This window comes from Bradyrhizobium sp. CB2312, assembly GCF_029714425.1.
GTDB lineage: Bacteria > Pseudomonadota > Alphaproteobacteria > Rhizobiales > Xanthobacteraceae > Bradyrhizobium.
In genome coordinates, this window is sequence record NZ_CP121668.1 from 5,490,175 (window position 1) to 5,511,192 (window position 21,018).

Consider the following 21,018-nt stretch of genomic DNA (forward strand, 5'->3'; position numbering starts at 1 on the left):
TGTGCAGACGAATGGGTTTCGAAATCGTCCTCCAAAAACAAGGCGGACGCGACGAGTCCATCCGTACACCCCCTACGCCCGTCGCATCAGCTTGAGCGAGGGGAAGCCCGACGAAGCACCGATTCGCCCGCCAGCCACGCTGGCCGGATGCCAGCTCGCTATCGGCTGTTGCCTCGAAAACGCGTAACGAGGCGTAACGTTCGCCAATGCGGCCGTAGCGGACTTGCGGCTGCGGACCGTCAAGCGTCGGCTTGTGGGCCCTTAGCGGACCAATCGAGGCAGTGTGCCCGACGGTAGCTTTTGATCCTGGCTGTGTGAAAAGTCACGAGTCGGCTAGGATTCTTCCGTTTCCTGATGGGGGATACGGATGGGACGCTTCGTTGAAGGCGCGGACAGATCCCAGCTGACGCTCTTGCCGGAATGTCTGGAGGATTGGGTAGGCGAGGACAACGCGGTCCACGTGATCGATGTGTTCGTCGAGGCGCTCGACCTGCATGGAATGGGGTTTGAGCGTGTGATCGCCAAGGAGACGGGCCGGCCCTCCTATCATCCGGCAGTCCTTCTGAAGCTTTACATCTACGGTTATCTCAATCGGCTGCAATCCAGTCGCCGCCTGGAACGTGAGACGTGCCGCAATGTCGAGGTAATGTGGCTGATTGGGCGCCTGGCTCCCGATCACAAGACGATCGCCGATTTCCGGAAGGATAACGGCGCGGCGATCCGGAAGGTTTGCGCGAAGTTCGTTGCACTATGCCGGCAAATGGGCCTGTTGCAGACCGCAAGCGTCGCAATCGACGGCAGCAAGTTCAAGGCGGTGAACAACCGCGACCGCAACTTCACGCATGCCAAGATGGCAAGGCGGATGGCGCAGATCGAGGAAAGCGTCGGTCGATATCTGCGTCAACTCGATAGCGCCGATCGGCAGGAGCCATCGGAAGCGATCAGCATCAAGACGACGAGGATCAAGGAAAAGATCGCTCGGCTGAAGCAGGAGATGAGCCGCCTGGAAGTGCTTGATGCGCAGATGCGCAACACGCCGGATCAACAGATATCGCTGACCGATCCGGATGCCCGTTCGATGGCCACCAGCGGACGCGGATCGGGTGTCGTCGGCTACAACGTCCAGGTCGCGGTGGACACCGAACACCATCTGATTGTGACGCACGAGGTCATAAACGTCGGCAACGACCGTGGGCAGCTTGCTCGGATGTCGAAGCAGGCCAAAGAAGTGCTCGCAGTGGACAAACTCGATGCGGTCGCCGATCGTGGCTACTTCGACGGAGAGGAGATATTGGCCTGCGAAGAGGCTGGCGTTGCAGTCACCTTGCCCAAGCCCATGACGTCGAACGCCAAGGCGGAGGGCCGGTTCGGCAAACAGGACTTCGCCTACCTGCCTGATGAGGATGTCTACCGCTGCCCATCGGGCCAGCTGCTGCCCTATCACTTCACCAACATCGAGCATGGAATGACGCTGCGCCGTTACTGGTCGACGGCGGCATGCCAAGGCTGCGCGATCAAGAGCCAATGTACGCCGTCCAAGGAGCGCCGGATCACGCGCTGGGAGCATGAGCATGTGGTCGAGGAGGTCCAGCGACGGCTCGATTCCAATCCTGACGCCATGCGGACGCGACGTGAGACAGTCGAGCATCCCTTCGGCACGATCAAAGCCCGTATGGGTGCGACCCACTTCCTGATGAAGCGCCTACGGAATGTCGCCGCTGAGATGGCGCTGCATGTTCTCGCCTATAACCTCACACGGGTGATGAACATCGTCGGCAAACCGCGCCTGATTGCAGCCATCCGCGCCGCCTGAAGGCCGGAAAGCGCGTCCAAAACCGCAATACCCCGTCGCGATACCCACTTTGGCCGGTCATTGGACGATCCGATGCGCCAGCACCGGCCGCCTGCAATGATTGGCGACCACGCCGCGTCCGACCTATCCGTTTGCACACAACCAAGACCCGCAACGGACGTCGTGGAGGGACGCCTAGCAAGCGGCATAGGCCCGTCACAATCGGTGTCTTGATCCAAATCAAACAACTGCGCGTTGAAGACGCTCTGGCGTAGAGCTAAAACACGACTGCGACGTAACCATCGTTTGGCACACGTGACCGACCTTTGAAATCGGAGGAAGCAGTCATGAGTATCCGAAAGAGTGTTGCGCACGGCATGTTCGCGCTGCTCGGCGCGATGGTGGTTGCGGCCCCTCAAGCGACCGCGCAGCAGCAGAAGGGGCCGAATGTCGTCGTGCTAATGACGGATGACACTGGATGGAATGATTTCGGCGCCTATAGCGGGGGTGGCGCCGCGCTCGGCCATCCAACGCCAAACATCGACCGGATCGCTAAGGAAGGCGCGACGTTCACGAACTGGTATGGGCAAGCAAGCTGCACGGCAGGCCGCGCCTCGTTTATTACCGGACGCATTCCGATCCGTTCGGCGCTCTCCATCGTGGTCGCTCCGGGCGATGAGAATGCGCTCAAAAAGGAGACGCCGACCATAGCCGAATTTTTTCAAAAGAACGGCTACTCCACCTACTTTTCCGGCAAGTGGCATCTCGGTGATAAGCCGGAGTCCTATCCGATTGAGCACGGGTTCGACGAGATGAAGGCGTTCGCCGCATACTATCCGGGCGTCTACACCTATGCCGACACGTCCAAGTGGTTTCATCCATGGTTTCCCTCGTACAACCCAGAGATCGCGAAGGCCTATTTTGAAGTCGTAAACATGTACGAGTGGGAGGGAGTTGCCGGACAACCGGCGAAGAGAGGCGAGTACATTACGTACGATTACCTCGCCAACTTTGACGTCCGGCAGGCTGATTACGCAATCGACTACATCAAGAAGCACGCCAAGGACGCTAAGCCGTTCTTCATGGACGTCAATTTCATGAAGATGCACAACCCGACCAACGCATCATCAAAATTCGCCGGGAAGTCCCGGTTGGGAGATTACTCGGATTCGGTGATGGAACTCGATGACGACATCGGCCGGATCATGGACGCGATCCGTGCCGAAGCGCCGAATACGATTGTGATCGTAACGGCAGACAACGGTGCGTGGCAGGATGCTTATCCTGATGCGGGCACCACGCCTTTCCGCGGCGAAAAGGGTTCAGCATTTGAAGGAGGCTGGCGCGTACCCGGGTTAATGTGGTGGCCCGAACACATTCCCGCCGGTGCAAACTACCATGAAATGATGTCCCATATCGACTGCTGGGCAACGCTCGCCAAGATGGTCGGCCTGACCCCGCCGCCGCACGGCGCATGGACCGACGATAATGGCAGGCCAATCTACTTCGACAGCATCGACAACAGCGAGTACATCCTCGGCCGTACGAAGCACTCGGCACGAAGGTCGTGGATCTACATCGACGGCGAAAACTTCATGGGAGCGCGGGCGGATGTCGGCGGTGATTCAACTAACGCCGATCTCAGCATCGCGTGGAAGTATCTCTGGACGGCCAAGGACACTTGGCTCGGTCCGGAACAAAATCTCGGCTCGATTGGCTCGGTCTACAATCTGACGATGGATCCATTCGAGAAATACGACATGGTTTTCAACGGCGCGATGTCGGCACGTATGCCATTACAGTCGCCGGGCAAGTACACCGGACAGGACAACGGCTGGGTCTTGGCGCTGATCTTCCCCGTCGTGATGGAGTTCAACAAATCGATCGTGGATTATCCAAGCATCAAGCGTAAGCCGGGCGGAGCCTCGAACGATTGGAGACCGGATCTACAGCGCCCGGAAAACCCGGTCCCGATGCTGGATATGAAGCACCTGCCGAATATCAAGGGGAGCGGTGGATAATATCGCTACGTCCCGTGAAGCCATTGGATGACGGGCTGTATCAAGCGGCATACGGCGGGTCGGCCTTCAGGAGCGGCCCGCCGTCGTGCATCGAGTGCTAGCGCGGCGAGAGCCAACGTCGCCTATTGGCCCAAAGACCGACATCCGGATGCACGACTTCAACGTCGCCTTGTGACAGCACAGCGGACGCGACGAAACCACCCGTAGCCTACGCCCTTCGCATCAGCTTGAGCGAGGCGGCAAGGCGCAGGCTGCGCTTGCCGGCGAGCGCGATGCCTTCGAGCTCGCCGCTGTCGGCGGTGCAGGTCCCGGAGAAGCCGATCCCGACCTCAAGACCGCCAAACACCGGGTTGTCGTCTTTCGCCGGTGTGTGCTCCTGGTTTAGCATCTCGCCTTTCCAGCGGCCGTCCGCCGACGAGTAAGAGCCGAGATAGTAGAAGAACGCATCGCCGCCGAGGATGCGGCCGTCCATCAGCAGCATCACGCCGGAGAGCCCGGCATCGACGCCGTCGAGCGCGCGGATGTGGATGGCGTAAAGCCCGTTGACGATGCCGTCGGGACCGACCGTGCCGCGCGGCGGCAGCGCCTCGTCATCGAGCGGCGCGAGATTGGCCCAGAACACGTTGCCCGGCATCGGTTCCGCCTCGCCCTCGAACAGGATCGTCGATCCTTCCGTCCGGCCGCGCACCTTGATCGCGGCAAAGTCGGTGCCCATCAGCGGCTTGTAATTGGGATCATCGTTGTGGCGCTCGGTGATGACCTCGCCTTCGATCACGCCGTCCCTGACCTCGTAGGAGCCGAGATGGGCGAAGGCGGAATTGCCGCCGAGCAGCTTGCCCTTGTGCATGCACATGATGCTGCGGCCGAAGGCGCCGCCAACGCCGTATTCAACCTTGTAGAGCCCGTCCAGCAACGTCGTCGACCCGCAAAATCAGAAAAGAATCGCAGGCTACCTAGCATCGTCGCCGGACCAAGGCCATCCGGCTTTTCCGCGCAGGGCCGCTCGCGCAACCCATCCGTGCATGGTGCCATCATGCCCCTGTTTTGCCCGACGGGTCAAGCTCTACTTCGGTAAATCAGCATCACGCGATTTCAACCACTTGGCTACTGTGCATGGGGTTGTTTTTCGACTTTTTGTTTGCGCGGCTGGTCGCGCCTCAATGACGCTTGAAATATTGCACCTCACGCTCGTGCTTCTCGGCCGCCGCGCGGCTCTTGAACGTGCCGAGGTTGCGGCGCTTGCCGGTCTTGGGATTCACCTTGCGTGAATAGAGGCGATATTCGCCGGATGCGAGTTTGCGGATCATGGCTGCACCTCCCGCTCGTTGCGACGTCAACGGCCCGCACCGGTGCTGGTTCCTCCCGTTCGAGGCTCGTTCGAACCGGTTGGCGCAAGCGTGCGACGAAGAGGCATGAACCAGGCAGAACCATCGGCCGAACAGCAGATCGCGGAATTCATCGACAGCGCGGCGAAGCAACCGCTGCTCGATGCCGCCTTCGAACTCTGGCGCTGGCGCTACCGGTTGAACTCGATCGAGGGGCGCCCGACCGCCGAAGAGGTCCGCATCAATCGTACCCTCACGCCGCAGCAGATGGCCGAGAAATACCGCTACGACCGCGACCACGCCCATGAAGGGCCGATGTTCGGCTATCTCAAGCGTGCCCATCCGCGCGCCGCTGACGACGCGATCCGGCAAGCCATCATCACCGCCGTCAAGTTCGAGGGCGCGACCGAAGCGCATTTTAAATGGGACGGCGATTTCTGGGACTGCGTCGTGCGCGCGGTGGCGCAGGCCGCAGCGGAGTATCCCGATTTCCTCGAGACCACCTATCGCGACGCCCGCAACAATCTCGCCTACTACATGAAGTGAGTCAGAAGCACAGGGTGGTGACGAGCTTGCCCTGCTTGTCCTTGATCGCATAGGGACAGCGCAGCCGCTCCAGCGCCTTCTTGGCGTCCTCGTCGCCGAGGGCTGCGGCGCGCTCGTAATAGGCCTTTGCGGCGTCCTTGTCCTTCGGCCCGCCGCGGCCTTCCTGCGCGAAGGCGCCCATCCGCTCCAGCGCGCCGGGATGGTTTTGCGCGGCCGCCTTCTCGAACAGCGCGCGTGCCGCAACGTCGTCCTTCTCACCGCCATTGCCGTTGGCGAGCATCAGGCCGAGCTGGTACTGCGCCTCCGCGTTGGTCTCGGCGGCCTTGCCGAGCAGCGCGCGGGCCTGGGCGGGGTCGGCCGGCGCCGCGCCACCTGCGCCGCCGAGCGCGGCAAGGTTAGAGACGCCGCGGGGATTGCCTGATTGCGCCGCCTTCTCGAACAGCCTTCGTGCCTGCGCCTCGTCCTTGGCGACGCCCGAGCCGGTGCCATAGGCGACGCCAAGCTCGACCATCGCTGCGCTCGATCCCTTCTCGGCCGCCTTGCGCCAGGCGGCGATCGCCTCGTTCGTCTGCCGGTTGGCCGCATAGGCGCGGCCGAGCGCGAACATCGCGCGCCGCGAGGATGACGCCGCCTGCTTGCAGAACTTGATCGCTGTCGCGACGTCGGCGGCCGCGATGTCACTCACGCCCTTCACGTCAGCCGGCTTGTCGGGATCGCTGGGATCGGCGGCGACCCTGTCGCACAGGACGAGATCGGCCGATTGCGCATGCGCCGCCAGCGGCGCGGCGAGCGTGAAGAGGATGGCAAGGAGATAGGTTCGCATGAATGCCACGTTGCGTTGTCGCCCGGGCAAATTCAAGGCTCAAGTCCCGATTGGCGTAGCGCAGGAACGACCTCCGGCGATGACAGGTAGCGGAGCAGTCGATCCGCGGCCTCGGCATGCTTCGCGCTGGCGATGCGGCCGGCGGAAAACACGGCCGGCGTTTGCAGCTCGTGCGGGATCGGGCCGACCACCTCGATGCCGTCAACTTGCTTGAGCTCGCTGATCTGCTGCACGGCGAGATCCGCCTCGCCGCTGACGAGCCGCTCCGCCGTAAAGCCCTGCTCGACGATGGTGGCCTTGCCATTGATTTCGGCCGCGATCCCCATCCGCACGATGAGCTGGGCGAAGTACACGCCGCTCGCACCCAGCCGCGAATAGGCGACGGACCGCGCCGCGAGCAGCGTCGTGCGCAGCGCGGCTTCGGTCGCGATGTCGGGATGCGCCTGCCCTGCCCGCACCGCGATGCCGACGAAAGAGCGCGCCAGATCGGCTGCGGTCTCGGCGACCACACGGCCCTCGCTGATCATCTCGTCGAGCCCTTCGCGCGTGAGGATCACGAGATCGGCGGCCTCGCCGTCACGCAGTCGCTTGAGCAGCGCCAGCGTTGGCGCGAAGTCGGCATCGACATGGATGGCGTGAGCTGCCTCGAAGGCGGAGGACAGGCTGCGCATCGCGCCCATCAGGCCGAGCGTCGAGAGCATGCGAATTGTTTCCATGGGTACTTCCTGGGGGAGCGATCAGGCGCGGTGCATCAGCTTGAGCGCGGCGGTGAGGCGCAGGCTGCGCTTGCCGGCAAGGGCGGTCGCCTCCAGCACCGCCTCTTGGCCATCATAGCGGCCGGAGAAGCCGATGCCGACCTCGTGGCCGCCGAAGATCGGATCGTCCTTCGCCGGCGTATGCTCCTGATTGAGGATCTGGCCCTTCCAGCGGCCATTCGCGGCGGTGTAGCTGCCGAGATAATAGAACGCGGCATCGCCGCCGAGGATGCGGCCCCCCTTGAGCAGCATCACGCCGGTGAGGCCGCCGTCGACGCCGTCGAGCATGCGCAGATGCACCGAATAGAGCCCGTCGATGATGCCGCCCTCCCCGACGCCGCCGGCGATCGGCACCTCGTCCTCGGTGATTGGCGTCATCACCGACTGGAACGGCACGCCGGGCAGCTCCTTGAGCTCGCCCTTGAAGCGGTAGAGATCGCCATCGGCCCAGCCCTTCGCGAGCAAGGTCGCATCGTCGGTGCCGGCCATGGCGCGGTAATTGGGATCGGGGTTGTGACGGACGGTCTTGATCACGACGTCGACGCCGCCTTCGGTCTTCTCGTAGGTGCCGATATGGGCGAAGGCCGAATTGCCGCCGAGCATCTTGCCGTTGCCGGCATGCATCACGCTCCGGCCGACCGAGTCGCCGAGCTGAAACCGAACCTTGTAGAAGCCTTCAAACACCAGCCGTGTCCCCGGCTCTCGCGCGCATCCCGCCGGTACTCTATCCCGGTTTCGGCGGAGGTAGACAGATTTCGAGCCGGCATGGCCGGCAGACCGCAAATGATGGACGTCATCAAAACGAAAAATCCGCCGGAGCGTACCTGCTCCGGCGGATTGAGGACCAATCCGGGCCAGCCCCTAGCCCGGGCCGGGAGGATGTTAGGCCGCGGCCTTCTTGTCGGTCGGCACGGACGAGATCGTCTTCAGGATCTGCGAAGCGATCTGGTAGGGGTCGCCTTGCGAGTTCGGACGGCGGTCTTCCAGATAGCCCTTGTAGCCGTTGTTGACGAAGGAGTGCGGAACGCGGATCGAGGCGCCGCGGTCGGCCACGCCGTAGCTGAACTTGTTCCAGGGCGCGGTCTCGTGCTTGCCGGTCAGACGCTTGTCGTTGTCCGGGCCGTAGACGGCGATGTGGTCCATCAGGTTCTTCTCGAACGCGCCCATCAGCGCCTCGAAATACTCCTTGCCGCCGACTTCGCGCATATAGGCGGTCGAGAAGTTGGCGTGCATGCCCGAGCCGTTCCAGTCGGTGTCACCGAGCGGCTTGCAGTGGAACTCGATGTCGATGCCGTACTTCTCGGTGAGGCGCAGCATCAGGTAGCGGGCCATCCACATCTGGTCGGCAGCCGTCTTGGAGCCCTTGCCGAAGATCTGGAATTCCCACTGGCCCTTGGCGACTTCCGCGTTGATGCCCTCATGGTTGATGCCGGCGGCCAGGCAGAGGTCGAGATGCTCCTCGACGATCTTGCGGGCGACGTCGCCGACGTTCGAAAAGCCGACGCCGGTGTAGTACGGGCCCTGCGGCGCCGGATAGCCGGCGGTCGGGAAGCCGAGCGGACGGCCGTCCTTGTAGAAGAAGTACTCCTGCTCGAAGCCGAACCAGGCGCCGGCGTCATCGAGGATCGTGGCGCGCTTGTTGGACGCATGCGGGGTCTTGCCATCGGGCATCATGACTTCGCACATCACGAGCACGCCGTTGGTGCGCGCGGCATCCGGGAAGACGGCGACCGGCTTCAGCACGCAATCGGAGCTGTGGCCTTCGGCCTGCTGGGTGGAGGAGCCATCGAAGCCCCAGAGCGGAAGCTGCTCGAGCGTCGGGAACGACGCAAATTCCTTGATCTGGGTTTTGCCGCGCAAGTTCGGAGTCGGCGTATATCCGTCGAGCCAGATGTACTCGAGCTTATACTTGGTCATTGAGCCTCTCTGTAGATGATGCGAAAGGTGGGGTTGAGAGCCCCCGCACGTTTGTACCCGGCCATCATCGGCCGCCGCCTTATAAGCACGTTGCGTGCCAAATGGCCGTAGCCCGGGAGGTTATCCACCACCGTCGGGCTCCACCCGCCGGCGCCGGACTGTCCACAGCGACGTGCGTCATAGGCGCGCACCTTCGCGTGAAGCTGCACTGCAAAAATCCCGCGGAAAACGCCCGTTTCTGAAGCATGCCGGCTGTTGCCGGAGGTTGCCGATCAAACGCGCATCAACGTCCGGCAATTTTCGTAAAGCCACCGGCCCCTGCCTAGCAACCTTTGGAATGGCACAGGCGTTGGTCATCCCGACGGTGCCTTAGGAGATGCAGAGGGTCTCCTGCCCATAAATTAGGCTGCAACTGATTTCCTCTTGAGCACTTTTCATTTCGGGGAGCGCGGCCGATATGGGGATTCCAGTAACCACAATCGAACGAGTCGGGCGCACGATGGAGGCCAAGGCGCTTTGACCAAGGAGAAATCGCAATGATGAACAATGGTCTGAGTCAGGGATCTGCAAAGATCTACCAGTTTCCCGTCGGGGGCCGCGCAGCTCTCGCCGGACGCCGCTATGGCGAGACCCGCCTTCCCGCCGATCAGGCTTCGCTTCCCGCGAACGTCTCGATCTGCAGCGACAGCTGGTATCACCAGGACGCGGTCGACGAAGCCAAGCCAAAATGGGACCGCTAATGCCTGTGGCAGGGTTGATACCGCCGCGCTCTCTCAAGCGGCCGGCGGCAGTTTGAAAAAGGGTCGAAACAACGGTGTTTCGGCCCTTTTTGATTCCGGCTGGCCTCTCGACTAGAGCGCGGGCTTTTCGACGACCACGCAGGCCGTGACTGGCCGCTTCAAATGCTTGACCGTGGTCGCTCCGGTCTTGCCAATCCTCAGCGTGATCCCCGCCCCCGAATAGCGCGCGCCAGACAGCGTCAGCCGCTTCGCCAGCGTGACTGGTTCGCCGCCGATCTGGAGGAAGGCGCGCTTGTCGTGGTCATAAAACCCCACGATGAATTGCGTACCATCGGCGCAACGGTAGGTCCGGAACGTCTGCGCGTCGGCCTGCCGCGCGCCGGAAATTCCGCCCGCCAGCATGGTGATCGCCAAAACAATGGCCTTGTGCCGGTCCATGATCGCCCCCGTAATAGACTTGAAGGACGCCAGCCGTGCGTCCAGTGGAACCATAACCCAAGCTGATCTTATGCAAGACTCCTCCATAACGGACTCCCCTGCCCGTCACCTCGCCTTGCAAGGAGCGAGCAATTTCCGCGATCTCGGCGGCTATCCGACCACCGACGGCCGCACCACGCGCTGGCGCCACATCTTCCGCTCGAACCATCTCGGCCAGCTCACGGCCGCCGACGTCGAGATCGTCCGCGCGCTGGGCGTGCGCAGCGCGTTCGACTTTCGCGGCGTCGAGGAGCGCGCGGCCGGCATCTGTGTGGTGGAGGAGATCGCCGTGCATTCGCTGCCGATCGAGCCGACGGTGGTCGCCGCGCTCCGCGCCGAACTCGTCGCAGGCAGACTGACCGCGCCGGTCGCCAGCGAGATCATGCGCGACTCCTACCGCAACTATGTCCGCCACAACACGCACAGCTTCCGCACGCTGTTCGGCCATCTCCTGGAAGACCGGGCGCCGCTCGTCATCCACTGCACCGCCGGCAAGGATCGCACCGGCTTTGCCAGCGCGCTGATCCTGCATGCGCTGGGCGTGTCCGATGACGTCATTGCCGAGGACTACTTGCTGACCAACCAGCACTACAAGCGCGATGCGCTGGCTGCCATCGACCTGCCCGAGGACGTGCGCAACGCGATCGGCAGCGTCGAGGCGTCGTATCTTGCTGCGGCTTTCGAAGCCGTCGGCAAGGAATATGGCGACCTCGAAACCTATTTGCACGAGGGGCTCAAGCTCGGCACGGCCGAGCGTGATGCGCTGAAGGAGCGCTATCTGCAAGCGTGATCCACACTAGGCGCGTCAAGCGGTCAGCCCGATCGCCTTTATGATGGTGTTCTTGAGAGCCAAGGAGATCTGTTGGGTGCTCCAATCGTTCTGGTGCAGCTTGTCAGGATCACTCGTATCTATCAATTGCTCGAGCGGCACGTTGTTTTGCACGTGCCAATGCCGCATCAGCGCCCAGCGCTGAAACAGATTCACTTCGGCTTCATTGGCAGCATCGCGGATCAGCCGGACCATCTTGTCCGAGAGCTCGGCACGATCGTCCCAGAGCATCTTGGTCACATACTGGGGATCAATCACCAGAACCTCGAAGCCGCGAGCGCGCAACTGCGCCAACCCCTTCCTGACGTTTCCGGCAACAACGTCCACGTCGTACTTGTCGTTGTGAAAGACTGCGTTCGTTCCAACCTGCCAGATGACCAGCGCCGGATCGTCGTGAAAAATATCTGCCTCGAAGCGCGCGAGCTCTTCGTTCGCCTCTTCTCCGCCCCTGCCCCGATTCAGCACGTCAATGCGGACGTCCGGCCGGTGGACAACGTCCTTGAAGTATTGCCGCAGATACATCTCCAAACGATAGGGATACGGCACGACATCGCCTCGCCCCGCCGTTGACGACGACCCCATGGCCACGATGCGCACCGGTCCCTTTCCGTCCAACGCCTGTCGGAGCCGCATCAATGGGTATTTCAGGTCAACGATAGCAGCGGGAAACTCGATGGTCGGCAAATTGTCGGTCATGAGACAACCTCCTCAACGATCTAGAGTTGTATCTATAAGTCAGCCTTGAAGCGGCCGCCATTGCAAGTCCAATTCGAGCGGAGCAATAGTCGGCATGACGCGAAACGACGGAGAGTCTCGTGCAGGGAAAAGTCATTGTCGTGACCGGCGCGCTCGGCGCGCTCGGCAAGGTGGTCGCCGAGACCGCGCAGTCGCGCGGCGCGCGCATTGCCGGCATCGACTATGCGCCCTCGCAAGTCCCGGCAACGCCTGAGCGCATCGAGATCGGCGGCGTCGACCTGTCCGACGCGGCCCAGGCGAAGACGGCGATCGAGGCCGCAGCGGAACATTTCGGCCGGCTGGACGCGCTGATCAACATCGCCGGCGGCTTCGCCTTCGAGACGGTCGGCAACGGCGACATCAAGACCTGGCAGCGCATGCACGCGCTCAACGTGCTGACGGCGCTGAACGCCTCGCACGCGGCGCTGCCGCATCTTGCCGCCTCGAAGGCCGGCCGCATCGTCAACATCGGCGCGATGGGCGCGCTCCAGGCCGGCTCCGGCATGGGCCCCTACGCCGCGTCGAAGGCCGGCGTGCATCGCCTGACCGAGGCGCTGGCGAACGAATGGAAGGGCAAGGTCACCGTGAACGCGGTGCTGCCCTCGATCATCGACACCAAAGCAAACCGCGCCGACATGCCCAAAGCGGACTTTTCGAAATGGGTGACGCCGCAGGAACTCGCCGAGGTAATCCTGTTCCTCGCCAGCGACGCGGCGAGCGGCGTTACGGGTGCGCTGATCCCGGTCGGCGGTCGGGTCTGATCAATCCGGCACCAGCAGCCGCAGATCGCCCTTGAAGCGGATGCTTTGCTTGCCGGCGAGCGCGATGCCCTCGCCATAAGCGGTCTCGTCGGTATAGGTGCCGCTGAAGCCGATGGTGACGACCTTGCGGCCCCACACCGGGCGCTCGTCGAACGAGGGTGAATGCTCCTCGTTGGTCAGCTCGCCCTTCCACTTGCCGTTGGCCGAGGTGTAGCTGCCAAAGGCGAAGAAGAATGAATCGCCGCCGCGCATGGTGCCGTCGCGCAGCACCATGACGCCCTGATTGCCGCCCTCGACGCTATCGAGGAATTTGATCCGGATGTGATAGAGCCCGTTCCTGATCGTCATGTCGCAAGCCGCCCACCTGTCCCTGTCCGCAGCATAATCGCACCTTCTGTTCCCGATCAAATGACGCGGAGGGCGAGTCTGATCCGGGCTAGACTGCCCGCAACTGATTCTCCGATCGGACGTCCTGTGGAAACCGCGCTCTATCTCCCCGTCAAACGCTTCCTCGAGGAGCTCGGCTTCACCGTGAAGGGCGAGATCGGCGGCTGCGATCTCGTGGGCCTCAGCGCCGGCGATCCGCCCGTCGTCGTGATCGGCGAGCTCAAGCTCGCGTTCAATCTCGAGCTGATCCTGCAAGCGGTCGATCGTGCATCGGCGGCCGATGAGGTCTGGATCGCCGCCAAGATGTCGATCCGTGGCAAGGGACGCGAGAGCGATGCGCGCTATCGCAATCTCTGCCGCCGGCTCGGCTTCGGCATGCTCGGGGTGACCGATCGCGGCCAGGTCGAGGTGCTGGTGAAGCCGCCGACGGCGGCGCCGCGCCGCGAACCGAAGGTACGCTCACGTCTCGTCGCCGAGCATCAGCGCCGCCAGGGCGATCCCGTGCTCGGCGGCAGCACGCGCGCGCCGATCATGACAGCCTATCGCCAGCAGGCGCTCGCCTGCGCCACGGCGCTCGCCGATGGTCCGCGGCGCGTGCGCGAATTGCGCGAGCGCTGTCCCGACGCCGGCAAGATATTGCTTAACAATGTGTATGGCTGGTTCGAACGTGCCGACCGGGGAATCTACGGGCTGACCGAGGCCGGGCACGCAGCGCTGAAACGCTGGCCGCAGCAGCGTGTTGGGGCCGACGCCGGTGCCGCGTCACCGCCCTGACACCCGACCGGCGCATAGCTGTGATGCCACACGGATTCCATATTGCAATGCAACATCGGTGGCACTAGGTATCCCGGCATCAAGATGAGGCCGTTATGAGCGCAGACTGGAATACCAAATATGGCACGCGGCGCGTGCGCCACGATCCGCCTACCCTGGACGAGGCGATCTTCGCCGCCGTCGGCATTACCGACGACCAGGAGCAGCAGGCCGAGATCGCCGCAGCGCTGATGGGCATGCCGCTCGAAATCGTCCAGGCCGAAGTGAAGAAGCAGGCCCGCACCAACAGCCGCATCACCGCCACGCGCGTGATCGCCGGCGAACAGGGTGCGCAGCGCTCCGTCGTGGTCGAGCGCCGCGTCGTTCGCCGCTTCGGCAACGACAAGCGCACCGGCACCTAGGCGCTTATTTCACATCCCCAAATACAAAAGCGGACCGGTTTTGCCGGTCCGCTTTTGATTCGTGTCCGCTGTTCGAGCTAGGCGGCGCGATTGCCGTACATGCTGGAGATGATCTTCCAGCAGGTCGAGTTGAAGCTGAGAAGCGCGCGCCCGGCCTTGAATGGCGCGGCGGCGAGATCGGCGAGTTCGTCTTCGGTCGTCTTGGTGAGATCGATCGTCCCGGTCGATTCACCATGGCGGAATTGCAGATGCGCGCCGAACTTCCGGGCGAGAGCTCGCATCGCGTGATTCTCGGCGCCGGTCGTGATGCGCAGGCGCTTAAAGCCCTTCCAGCGCGCTTCGGCGATCAGGCGGCTGAACAGGATGGTGCCGACGTTCTGGCGGCGCACCGATGCTTCCACGCTGAACGCCACTTCGGGCAGCGAATCACCTTCCGGCGGATGCAGTTCGGCCGCGCCGCGCACCACGCCATCGACGATATAGGCGACGATCACAGTGCCGTCCTCGGCGCAGCGGGCGGCGTAACGCTCGATGAAGCTGTCGTCGAGAAAACCGTTGAAGCGGTCGTGCCGACTTGCGGCATCGAGCCTGAGCAGGTGATCGCGCAGAAGCGGCAATTCTTCCTGCTGGCTCAGGGTCCGCACATAGCCCGGAACGGACGTCGTGCGGGCGGTGTCTTCAAGTACCACGTCAAAACTCCTCTTGGTGTCCCTCGAGGAGGCGTTCGAATCCCTAGGCCTCCAATATTGTGCGTCGCAACAAATTTTTCAAGACGGGAACCTGCCCAACTTAAAGGCATCGGAAACGACTAATTCGTTAACAAAATCAAGGCCCCGTAATCTTACAGGACCAGCTGGGTCTGGGTCACGATCGCGACCAGTTTGCCGTCCTCGGTCTCCAGCCGGGTGGTCCAAACCTGGGTTCGCCGGCCCCGGTGCACGGGGGTCGCCGTGGCGATAACCGTGGTTCCCTCCTTGGCGCCACCGATGAAGTTGGTCTTGCTCTCCAGCGTGGTCGTGCCCTTGGCGTCCTCGGGCAGGTTGATCACGGTCGCGGCCGCGCCGACGGAATCGGCCAGCGCCATAACCGCCCCGCCGTGGATGGTGTGGTGAAGCGTGCAGAGATCGGGCCGGACCGTCATCCGCGCCACCACGCGATCCTTCTCGGCCTCGACGAACTCGACGCCCTTGAGCTCGGCGAACGGCATCTTCATCGCTTTAAGTTTCTCGAGCGGCGTCATCGGATCCCCTCCCAATTCATTGTTGTCTCAACGTGAATGGCTTCGCGCGGCAAAGCAATGACGTCCGAGGTAATGGCCGCCGTGACATCGGAGCCCGCATTTGCGCATATGCTCCTCCCATGCGCGACTTCCCGCCCCGCCGCATCGTCTGCCTGACCGAAGAGACGGTCGAAACGCTGTACCTGCTCGGCGAGCAGGACCGCATCGTCGGCGTCTCCGGCTACGCCGTCCGCCCGCCCCAGGTGCGGCGGGAGAAGCCGCGGGTGTCGGCCTTCATCTCCGCGGACATCCCAAAGGTCCTCGCACTGGAACCGGACCTCGTGCTGGCATTCTCCGACCTCCAGGCCGGCATCGTCGCCGACCTCGTGCGCGCCGGCATCAATGTCCACGTCTTCAATCAGCGCGACATCGCCGGAATTCTCGCGATGATCCGCACGCTCGGCGCGCTGGTCGGCGCGGCCGCGCGCGCAGAGGACCTCGCGCAAGGTTTCGAGCGCCGCCTCGCCGCGATCGCCGCAACGCCCCGCCCTTCGCCGCGACCAAAAGTCTATTTCGAGGAGTGGGACGATCCGCTGATCTCGGGCATCGGCTGGGTCTCCGAGTTGATCGAGGTCGCCGGCGGCGTGGACGTGTTTCCAGAGCTGCGGCATCGGCAGGCCGCGAAGGATCGGATCGTGACGGCCGAGGCAGTGCGCGAGGCCGCGCCCGACGTAATCCTTGCTTCTTGGTGCGGCAAGAAGGTTGTCCCTGCCCGCATCAGGCAGCGCGATGGCTGGAGCGAAATTCCAGCGGTACGAGACGACCGCATCGTCGAGATCAAGTCGCCGATCATCCTGCAGCCGGGTCCGGCGGCTCTGACGGATGGGCTGGATGCGATCGTGGCGGCGTTGTGGCGTAAGTGCCCTTGATCTCTCCACCGTCATTGCGAGCGAAGCGAAGCAATCCAGACTGCCCCTGCGGAAAAATTCTGGATTGCTTCGTCGCAAGAGCTCCTCGCAATGACGGCGGGATAGACGCCCGTCTTCACGTCACCGCGTTGACGACCTGGTACTCCGGCCGCCGCCACACCTCGCCTGCGATCACCTCCTCGATGATCTCGGCTGCGCGGATGATCTCGCTTTCGCCGATATAGAGCGGCGTAATCCCGAACCGCATGATGTCGGGCGCGCGGAAGTCTCCGATCACACCACGGGCAATCAGGGCCTGCATCGCGGCGTAGCCGCCGTCGAAGGCAAACGACACCTGTGAGCCGCGGTCCGCATGCGCGCGCGGCGTCACCAGCTTCAGAGATGGGCAGCGGCGCTCGACTTCGGCAATCAGCAAATCACCGAGCGCCAGCGAACGCGCGCGGACCTGGTCAATATCAACCCGATCCCAGATATCGAGCGAAGCCTCCAGCGCCGCCATCGCCAGCACCGGCGGCGTGCCGACGCGCATACGCTCGACGCCGCCGGCGGCCGCATAGCCAAGCTCGAATGCAAAGGGTTTTGCGTGCCCCATCCAGCCCGACAGCGCAGCGCGTGCGTCGTCGGCATGGCGCGGCGCGACATAAAGGAAGGCCGGCGCGCCGGGCCCGGCGTTGATGTACTTGTAGGTACAGCCTGCGGCGAAGTCGGCGCCGCAGCCAGCGAGATCAACCGCCAGCGCGCCGGCCGAGTGCGCGAGGTCCCACACCGTGACGATGCCGAGCGCATGCGCCTTCGCGGTCAGCCCGGCCATGTCATGGCGGCGGCCGGTGCGATAATCGACCTCGGTGATGTAGAGCACCGCGATGTCCTCCGACAGCGCGGCCTCGATCTGCTCCGGCGTCACCAGGCGCAATTGATGGCCGCGTCCGAGCGTCGCGATCAGGCCCTCGGCCATGTAGAGATCGGTCGGAAAATTGCCGGTGTCTGACAGGACGATTTTGCGCGACGCGTTCAGATCGAGCGCGGCCGCGAGCGCCTGATAGACCTTCAGCGACAGCGTGTCGCCGACCATCACCGAGCCGGCCTCCGCGCCGATCAGCCGCGCGATGCGATCGCCAACATGGCGCGGCTGGGCATACCAGCCCGCCGTGTTCCAGGCGCGGATCAGCTCATGGCCCCACTCGTCCGTGATGACACGATTGACGCGCTCGGCGACGCCCAGCGGCAGCGCGCCGAGCGAGTTGCCGTCGAGATAGATCACGCCGTCGGGCAGATGAAACAGGGCTTTGGTATCGTCATAGACGCGATATCTGGTCATGGGGATTTCTACAGAATGGTACGGACACGCCAGAGTTCGGGAAACAGCTCGACCTCCAGCATGCGCTTGAGGTAGCTGACGCCGCCGGTACCGCCGGTGCCGCGCTTGAAGCCGATGACGCGCTCGACCGTCGTGACATGGTTGAAGCGCCAGCGGCGAAAGTAATCCTCGAAGTCGACTAGCTTTTCGGCGAGCTCGTAGAGCATCCAGTGCGTCTCTGGCGCCTGATAGACGATACGCCAGGCCTGCAGCACGCCTTCGTTGAAGCTGTGGGTCTCGCGGACGTCGCGGGCCAGCACGGCCACCGGCATTTTCAGCCCGTGGCGGTCGGCGAGCCGCAGCACCTCGTCATAGAGGCTGGGCGTGGCGAGCTCCGCCTCCAGGAGTTTCGTCGTCTCGGCATCGTGCGCGTGCGGCTTCAGCATGGCGTGATTGCGGTTGCCGAGCAGATATTCGATCAGCCGGTACTGGCGCGACTGAAAGCCCGAGGACTGGCCGAGCTGGGAGCGGAAGCGCGTGTACTCGCTCGGTGTCATCGTGCGCAGCACGTCCCAGGCGTTGTTGAGCTGCTCGAAGATGCGCGACATCCGCGCCAGCATCTTCATCGCGGGCTGCACCTCGTCTTTGGCGATGGCGCGGCGCGCGGCGCTGAGCTCGTGGATGGCAAGGCGCATCCACAGCTCGGTGGTCTGATGCTGGATGATGAACAGCATCTCGTCATGCGCTTCCGAGAGCGGATGCTGCGCACCGAGGATCGCATCCAGCGCCAGATAGTCGCCGTAAGACATGCGCCGGGCGAAATCGGTCTCGGCGCCTTCGTTTGTGGGATCGTAATCGCTGGACGTCATGGCAGTCCCTCCCGATCGATCATCCCTGCCCTTGCTCAGTCGAGCCCAATCAGGCGCGCGGTGATCGGCGACGACGGATCCTTCAATCCGTCGATCACGGTGAAATGGTTCAGCCCGGGATCGACGACGAGGCGGGTCGGCACGTCGAACCCGGTCCAGACATTGGCCATCAGATCGGACTGGCGGATGAACTCCGGCCGCTCGCCGCCGCCAACCCAGGCAGTCACGGGCGAATGTCCGCGCGGCAGATGCAGCGCGGCGCTTTCGAGGCTCGCCTCCTCCATGGTCATGCGCAGCGTCTCGTTCATCTTGGTCTTCAGCAACGGACGCAGATCGTGCAGGCCGCTGATCGAGAGCGTGCCGGCGATGCGGTTGTAGATTGCGCCTTCGAGCCGGCTGTCGTCGCACAGCATGCGGGTGACGAGATGGCCGCCGGCGGAATGGCCGGCGAGCCGGATCGGGCCGGCGACAAGCGAAGCCGCTTTCGCAATCGCAGCGGTGATTTCCGCGGTGATGTCGGAGATGCGTGCCGCCGGCGTCAGCGTGTAGCTCGGCAAGCAGACCGTCCAACCGTGGTGCCGTGCGCCTTCGGCCAGATCCGTCCAGGTCGATTTGTCGAAGCGCATCCAGTAGCCGCCATGGACGAACACGACGAGGCCCTTGCTGTCGCCGTCGGGCAGGATCAGGTCGAGGTGCTGGCGCTCGCCGGAGCCGTAAGCGATGTCAGGGCGAAAATGCTTGAGCCCGGCGCGGTAGGCCGCCGCCCGCTCCGCCCATTGCGCCGGCATTTTGTGCGAGCCCGGGATATGGGCCGAATTGGCGTAAGCGTCATCCCAATCGCGCATCGTGTCTCCCGAGGACTCGTTCAGCGAACAGGGCCGCAGTCTGCCACTGGTCAGTGCGGCATCCTAGTCTTTCTTTTAAGCTTAAAGGATTTGGTGCGCCATTGTTTCGGGCAAGTGGGCGCTCCAGCCAAGATGTCGTAGGGTGGGCAAAGCGAAGCGTGCCCACGTCCTGATCGTGTCGGATACAACTCGTGGGCACGGCGCAAGTGCGCCTTTGCCCATCCTACGAGAGCTGTGCCTGAGGCAACGGCTACGCCTTCTCCACCCCGCACCATTCCGCGATGAATAACGCCATCGCCTTGGTGGTCTTCTTCAGCGAGTCCAGATCGACGAATTCGTTGAAGCCGTGCATTTCGCCGCCGCTGGCGCCAAAGCACAGGCTGGGAATGCCGTAGTTGAGGCCGTAGAAGCGCGTGTCGGTGAGCGCGGTGAAGACGAGGTCTTCGACGGCGCCGCCATAGACCTTGTTGAAGGCCTTGCCGAACGCGGCCTCCGGCGCGGCGGCGTCGGTCAGCTCATAGCCTTCCGACAGGAAGCCCGACCATTGGACCTCCGGCGGATTGTTGGCAAGGAAGCGGTGATTGCGCGCCGCGGCGGCGACGCAGGCCATGATCTCCTTCTGGTGATCGGCGACCGACCAGCCCGGCAGGATGGCGATGCGGCAGTCGACATCGCACCAGGCCGGCACGCTGGAGGCCCAATCGCCGCCCTTGATGATGCCGGGGTTGAAGTTGATGGGATGGTTGAGCGTCTTGAAGTGCCGATCGGCCTTGGCGCGCTCGTTCCATTCGATCTCGAGCTTTTGCAGCGCCTGGACCAGGTGATAGGCCGCCATGATCGCGTTCGAGCCCGAGCCGGCAAAGGCGACATGGGTCGGATGCCCCTTCACGCGCAGGCGAAACCAGATCACGCCGACCTGGGAGCGCACCATCTTGCCGCTGGTCGGCTCCGGGATGAAGCAGGCATCGGCGCGATAGCCACGCTGCAATGTCGAGAGCGCGCCGACGCCGGTGCTCTCCTCCTCGATCACCGACTGGAAATGGATTCGCGCCGTCGGCTTGAAGCCTGCAGCCTTGATCGCATCCAGCGCATAGAGCGCGCCAATCGTGCCGGACTTCATGTCGCAAGCGCCGCGGCCGAACATCTTGCCGTCCTTGATGACCGGCGAGAATGGCGGGGTGTCCCACAGTTCTAGGGGGCCAGCCGGCACCACGTCGCAATGGCCCTGGAGGATCAGCGATTTGCCGGCCTCGGTCGTGGGACGATAGGTGCCGACCACGCTCCGCGCCTTGGAAAAATCATGCTCGATCGGGCCGAAGCCGCGCAGATCCTTGAGATCGTCGACATTGATGTGCCAATCATCGACCTCATAGCCGCGCGCGCGCAGGAGGTCGCCGATCATGTCCTGGCACGGCCCCTCCGCCCCGCGGGTCGAAGGGATCGCGACGAAATCGCGGGTGGTCGCAAGCTGGGCTTCGAAGCCGGCGTCGACGGCATCGAGAATCCTCTGCTGCGTTTCGGCATTCATCAGGCAACTCCGGGCATCCAATGGTCCATGCTGCGCGCAAGCTAGCCG

The 21,018-nt window shown here is 63.4% G+C and carries 24 protein-coding genes; 9 read left to right on the top strand and 15 right to left on the bottom strand.

Annotation, left to right across the window (positions count from 1 at the left end):
• Positions 1-367: 367 nt before the first annotated feature.
• Together QA642_RS27015 and QA642_RS27020 are read left to right on the top strand one after the other, a co-directional pair.
• Positions 368-1,813 (top strand): IS1182 family transposase, encoded by a 1,446-nt coding sequence (locus QA642_RS27015; protein ID WP_283079231.1) that lies wholly within the window; start codon positions 368-370, stop codon positions 1,811-1,813.
• A 326-nt stretch (positions 1,814-2,139) separates the two neighbouring features.
• Entirely contained in the window at positions 2,140-3,813 is a 1,674-nt protein-coding gene (locus tag QA642_RS27020; protein ID WP_283079569.1) for an arylsulfatase, read from the top strand.
• Positions 3,814-4,021: 208 nt separating this feature from the next.
• On the opposite strand, the gene QA642_RS27025 is transcribed toward QA642_RS27020, so the two are convergent.
• Both QA642_RS27025 and QA642_RS27030 read right to left on the bottom strand, forming a co-directional pair.
• Complete coding sequence (locus QA642_RS27025; RefSeq protein WP_283079570.1) at positions 4,022-4,726, bottom strand: GrlR family regulatory protein; 705 nt, start codon at positions 4,724-4,726, stop codon at positions 4,022-4,024.
• 244 nt (positions 4,727-4,970) lie between these two features.
• The gene (locus QA642_RS27030) at positions 4,971-5,120 is read right to left on the bottom strand and encodes a hypothetical protein (RefSeq protein WP_007609497.1); all 150 of its coding nucleotides are present in this window, start codon (positions 5,118-5,120) and stop codon (positions 4,971-4,973) included.
• Positions 5,121-5,225: 105 nt separating this feature from the next.
• Here QA642_RS27030 and QA642_RS27035 point away from each other — a divergent pair, with 105 nt between their 5' ends.
• Positions 5,226-5,684, top strand: a complete 459-nt coding sequence (locus QA642_RS27035) for a hypothetical protein (RefSeq protein WP_283079571.1) — start codon at positions 5,226-5,228, stop codon at positions 5,682-5,684.
• Between the two features lies 1 nt (position 5,685).
• Here QA642_RS27035 and QA642_RS27040 read toward each other — a convergent pair whose 3' ends face one another.
• From QA642_RS27040 to QA642_RS27055, 4 genes are all read right to left on the bottom strand, one after another.
• Positions 5,686-6,507, bottom strand: a complete 822-nt coding sequence (locus QA642_RS27040; protein ID WP_283079572.1) for a tetratricopeptide repeat protein — start codon at positions 6,505-6,507, stop codon at positions 5,686-5,688.
• A 32-nt stretch (positions 6,508-6,539) separates the two neighbouring features.
• Positions 6,540-7,223, bottom strand: a complete 684-nt coding sequence (locus QA642_RS27045; RefSeq protein ID WP_283079573.1) for a substrate-binding domain-containing protein — start codon at positions 7,221-7,223, stop codon at positions 6,540-6,542.
• A gap of 21 nt (positions 7,224-7,244) precedes the next feature.
• Positions 7,245-7,946 (bottom strand): GrlR family regulatory protein, encoded by a 702-nt coding sequence (locus QA642_RS27050; RefSeq protein WP_283079574.1) that lies wholly within the window; start codon positions 7,944-7,946, stop codon positions 7,245-7,247.
• A 198-nt stretch (positions 7,947-8,144) separates the two neighbouring features.
• Positions 8,145-9,179 (bottom strand): glutamine synthetase beta-grasp domain-containing protein, encoded by a 1,035-nt coding sequence (locus QA642_RS27055; RefSeq protein WP_283079575.1) that lies wholly within the window; start codon positions 9,177-9,179, stop codon positions 8,145-8,147.
• Between the two features lie 536 nt (positions 9,180-9,715).
• Here QA642_RS27055 and QA642_RS27060 point away from each other — a divergent pair.
• A complete protein-coding gene (locus QA642_RS27060) occupies positions 9,716-9,919 on the top strand; it encodes a DUF2735 domain-containing protein (RefSeq protein WP_027557666.1) in 204 nt (67 codons plus the stop codon).
• Positions 9,920-10,030: 111 nt separating this feature from the next.
• Here QA642_RS27060 and QA642_RS27065 read toward each other — a convergent pair whose 3' ends face one another.
• Positions 10,031-10,357 carry an MliC family protein gene (locus QA642_RS27065; protein ID WP_283079576.1) on the bottom strand — a complete coding sequence of 109 codons (327 nt, stop codon included), beginning with the start codon at positions 10,355-10,357 and terminating at the stop codon, positions 10,031-10,033.
• Positions 10,358-10,442: 85 nt separating this feature from the next.
• Between QA642_RS27065 and QA642_RS27070 the strand changes: the two genes are divergently transcribed.
• Entirely contained in the window at positions 10,443-11,186 is a 744-nt protein-coding gene (locus tag QA642_RS27070) for a tyrosine-protein phosphatase (RefSeq protein WP_283086986.1), read from the top strand.
• A 15-nt stretch (positions 11,187-11,201) separates the two neighbouring features.
• On the opposite strand, the gene QA642_RS27075 is transcribed toward QA642_RS27070, so the two are convergent.
• Positions 11,202-11,921: an SGNH/GDSL hydrolase family protein gene (locus QA642_RS27075; RefSeq protein ID WP_283079577.1), complete on the bottom strand. Its 720-nt coding sequence runs from the start codon at positions 11,919-11,921 to the stop codon at positions 11,202-11,204.
• Positions 11,922-12,040: 119 nt separating this feature from the next.
• Here QA642_RS27075 and QA642_RS27080 point away from each other — a divergent pair, with 119 nt between their 5' ends.
• Positions 12,041-12,721: an SDR family oxidoreductase gene (locus QA642_RS27080; RefSeq protein ID WP_283079578.1), complete on the top strand. Its 681-nt coding sequence runs from the start codon at positions 12,041-12,043 to the stop codon at positions 12,719-12,721.
• Here the strand turns inward: QA642_RS27080 and QA642_RS27085 are convergent, their stop codons facing one another.
• Entirely contained in the window at positions 12,722-13,069 is a 348-nt protein-coding gene (locus QA642_RS27085) for a GrlR family regulatory protein (RefSeq protein ID WP_283079579.1), read from the bottom strand.
• A 126-nt stretch (positions 13,070-13,195) separates the two neighbouring features.
• Here QA642_RS27085 and QA642_RS27090 point away from each other — a divergent pair, with 126 nt between their 5' ends.
• Both QA642_RS27090 and QA642_RS27095 read left to right on the top strand, forming a co-directional pair.
• On the top strand, positions 13,196-13,882 hold the full coding sequence (locus QA642_RS27090) for a DUF2161 family putative PD-(D/E)XK-type phosphodiesterase (RefSeq protein ID WP_283079580.1): 687 nt from the start codon (positions 13,196-13,198) through the stop codon (positions 13,880-13,882).
• A gap of 95 nt (positions 13,883-13,977) precedes the next feature.
• The gene (locus tag QA642_RS27095; protein WP_200468134.1) at positions 13,978-14,283 is read left to right on the top strand and encodes a hypothetical protein; all 306 of its coding nucleotides are present in this window, start codon (positions 13,978-13,980) and stop codon (positions 14,281-14,283) included.
• A gap of 77 nt (positions 14,284-14,360) precedes the next feature.
• Here the strand turns inward: QA642_RS27095 and QA642_RS27100 are convergent, their stop codons facing one another.
• Together QA642_RS27100 and QA642_RS27105 are read right to left on the bottom strand one after the other, a co-directional pair.
• Positions 14,361-14,972 carry a GNAT family N-acetyltransferase gene (locus QA642_RS27100; protein WP_283079581.1) on the bottom strand — a complete coding sequence of 204 codons (612 nt, stop codon included), beginning with the start codon at positions 14,970-14,972 and terminating at the stop codon, positions 14,361-14,363.
• Positions 14,973-15,124: 152 nt separating this feature from the next.
• Entirely contained in the window at positions 15,125-15,523 is a 399-nt protein-coding gene (locus tag QA642_RS27105; RefSeq protein WP_283079582.1) for a PaaI family thioesterase, read from the bottom strand.
• A gap of 119 nt (positions 15,524-15,642) precedes the next feature.
• Here QA642_RS27105 and QA642_RS27110 point away from each other — a divergent pair, with 119 nt between their 5' ends.
• The gene (locus tag QA642_RS27110; RefSeq protein WP_283079583.1) at positions 15,643-16,431 is read left to right on the top strand and encodes a cobalamin-binding protein; all 789 of its coding nucleotides are present in this window, start codon (positions 15,643-15,645) and stop codon (positions 16,429-16,431) included.
• A 115-nt stretch (positions 16,432-16,546) separates the two neighbouring features.
• Here QA642_RS27110 and kynU read toward each other — a convergent pair whose 3' ends face one another.
• The 4 genes from kynU to QA642_RS27130 all read right to left on the bottom strand — a co-directional run bounded on the left by kynU (position 16,547) and on the right by QA642_RS27130 (position 20,970).
• A complete protein-coding gene (kynU, locus tag QA642_RS27115; RefSeq protein WP_283079584.1) occupies positions 16,547-17,749 on the bottom strand; it encodes a kynureninase in 1,203 nt (400 codons plus the stop codon).
• 8 nt (positions 17,750-17,757) lie between these two features.
• A complete protein-coding gene (gene kynA / locus QA642_RS27120) occupies positions 17,758-18,597 on the bottom strand; it encodes a tryptophan 2,3-dioxygenase (protein ID WP_283079585.1) in 840 nt (279 codons plus the stop codon).
• A gap of 35 nt (positions 18,598-18,632) precedes the next feature.
• A complete protein-coding gene (locus QA642_RS27125) occupies positions 18,633-19,442 on the bottom strand; it encodes an alpha/beta hydrolase (protein ID WP_283079586.1) in 810 nt (269 codons plus the stop codon).
• Positions 19,443-19,692: 250 nt separating this feature from the next.
• Positions 19,693-20,970: an ArgE/DapE family deacylase gene (locus tag QA642_RS27130; RefSeq protein ID WP_283079587.1), complete on the bottom strand. Its 1,278-nt coding sequence runs from the start codon at positions 20,968-20,970 to the stop codon at positions 19,693-19,695.
• Between the last annotated feature and the right edge of the window lie 48 nt (positions 20,971-21,018).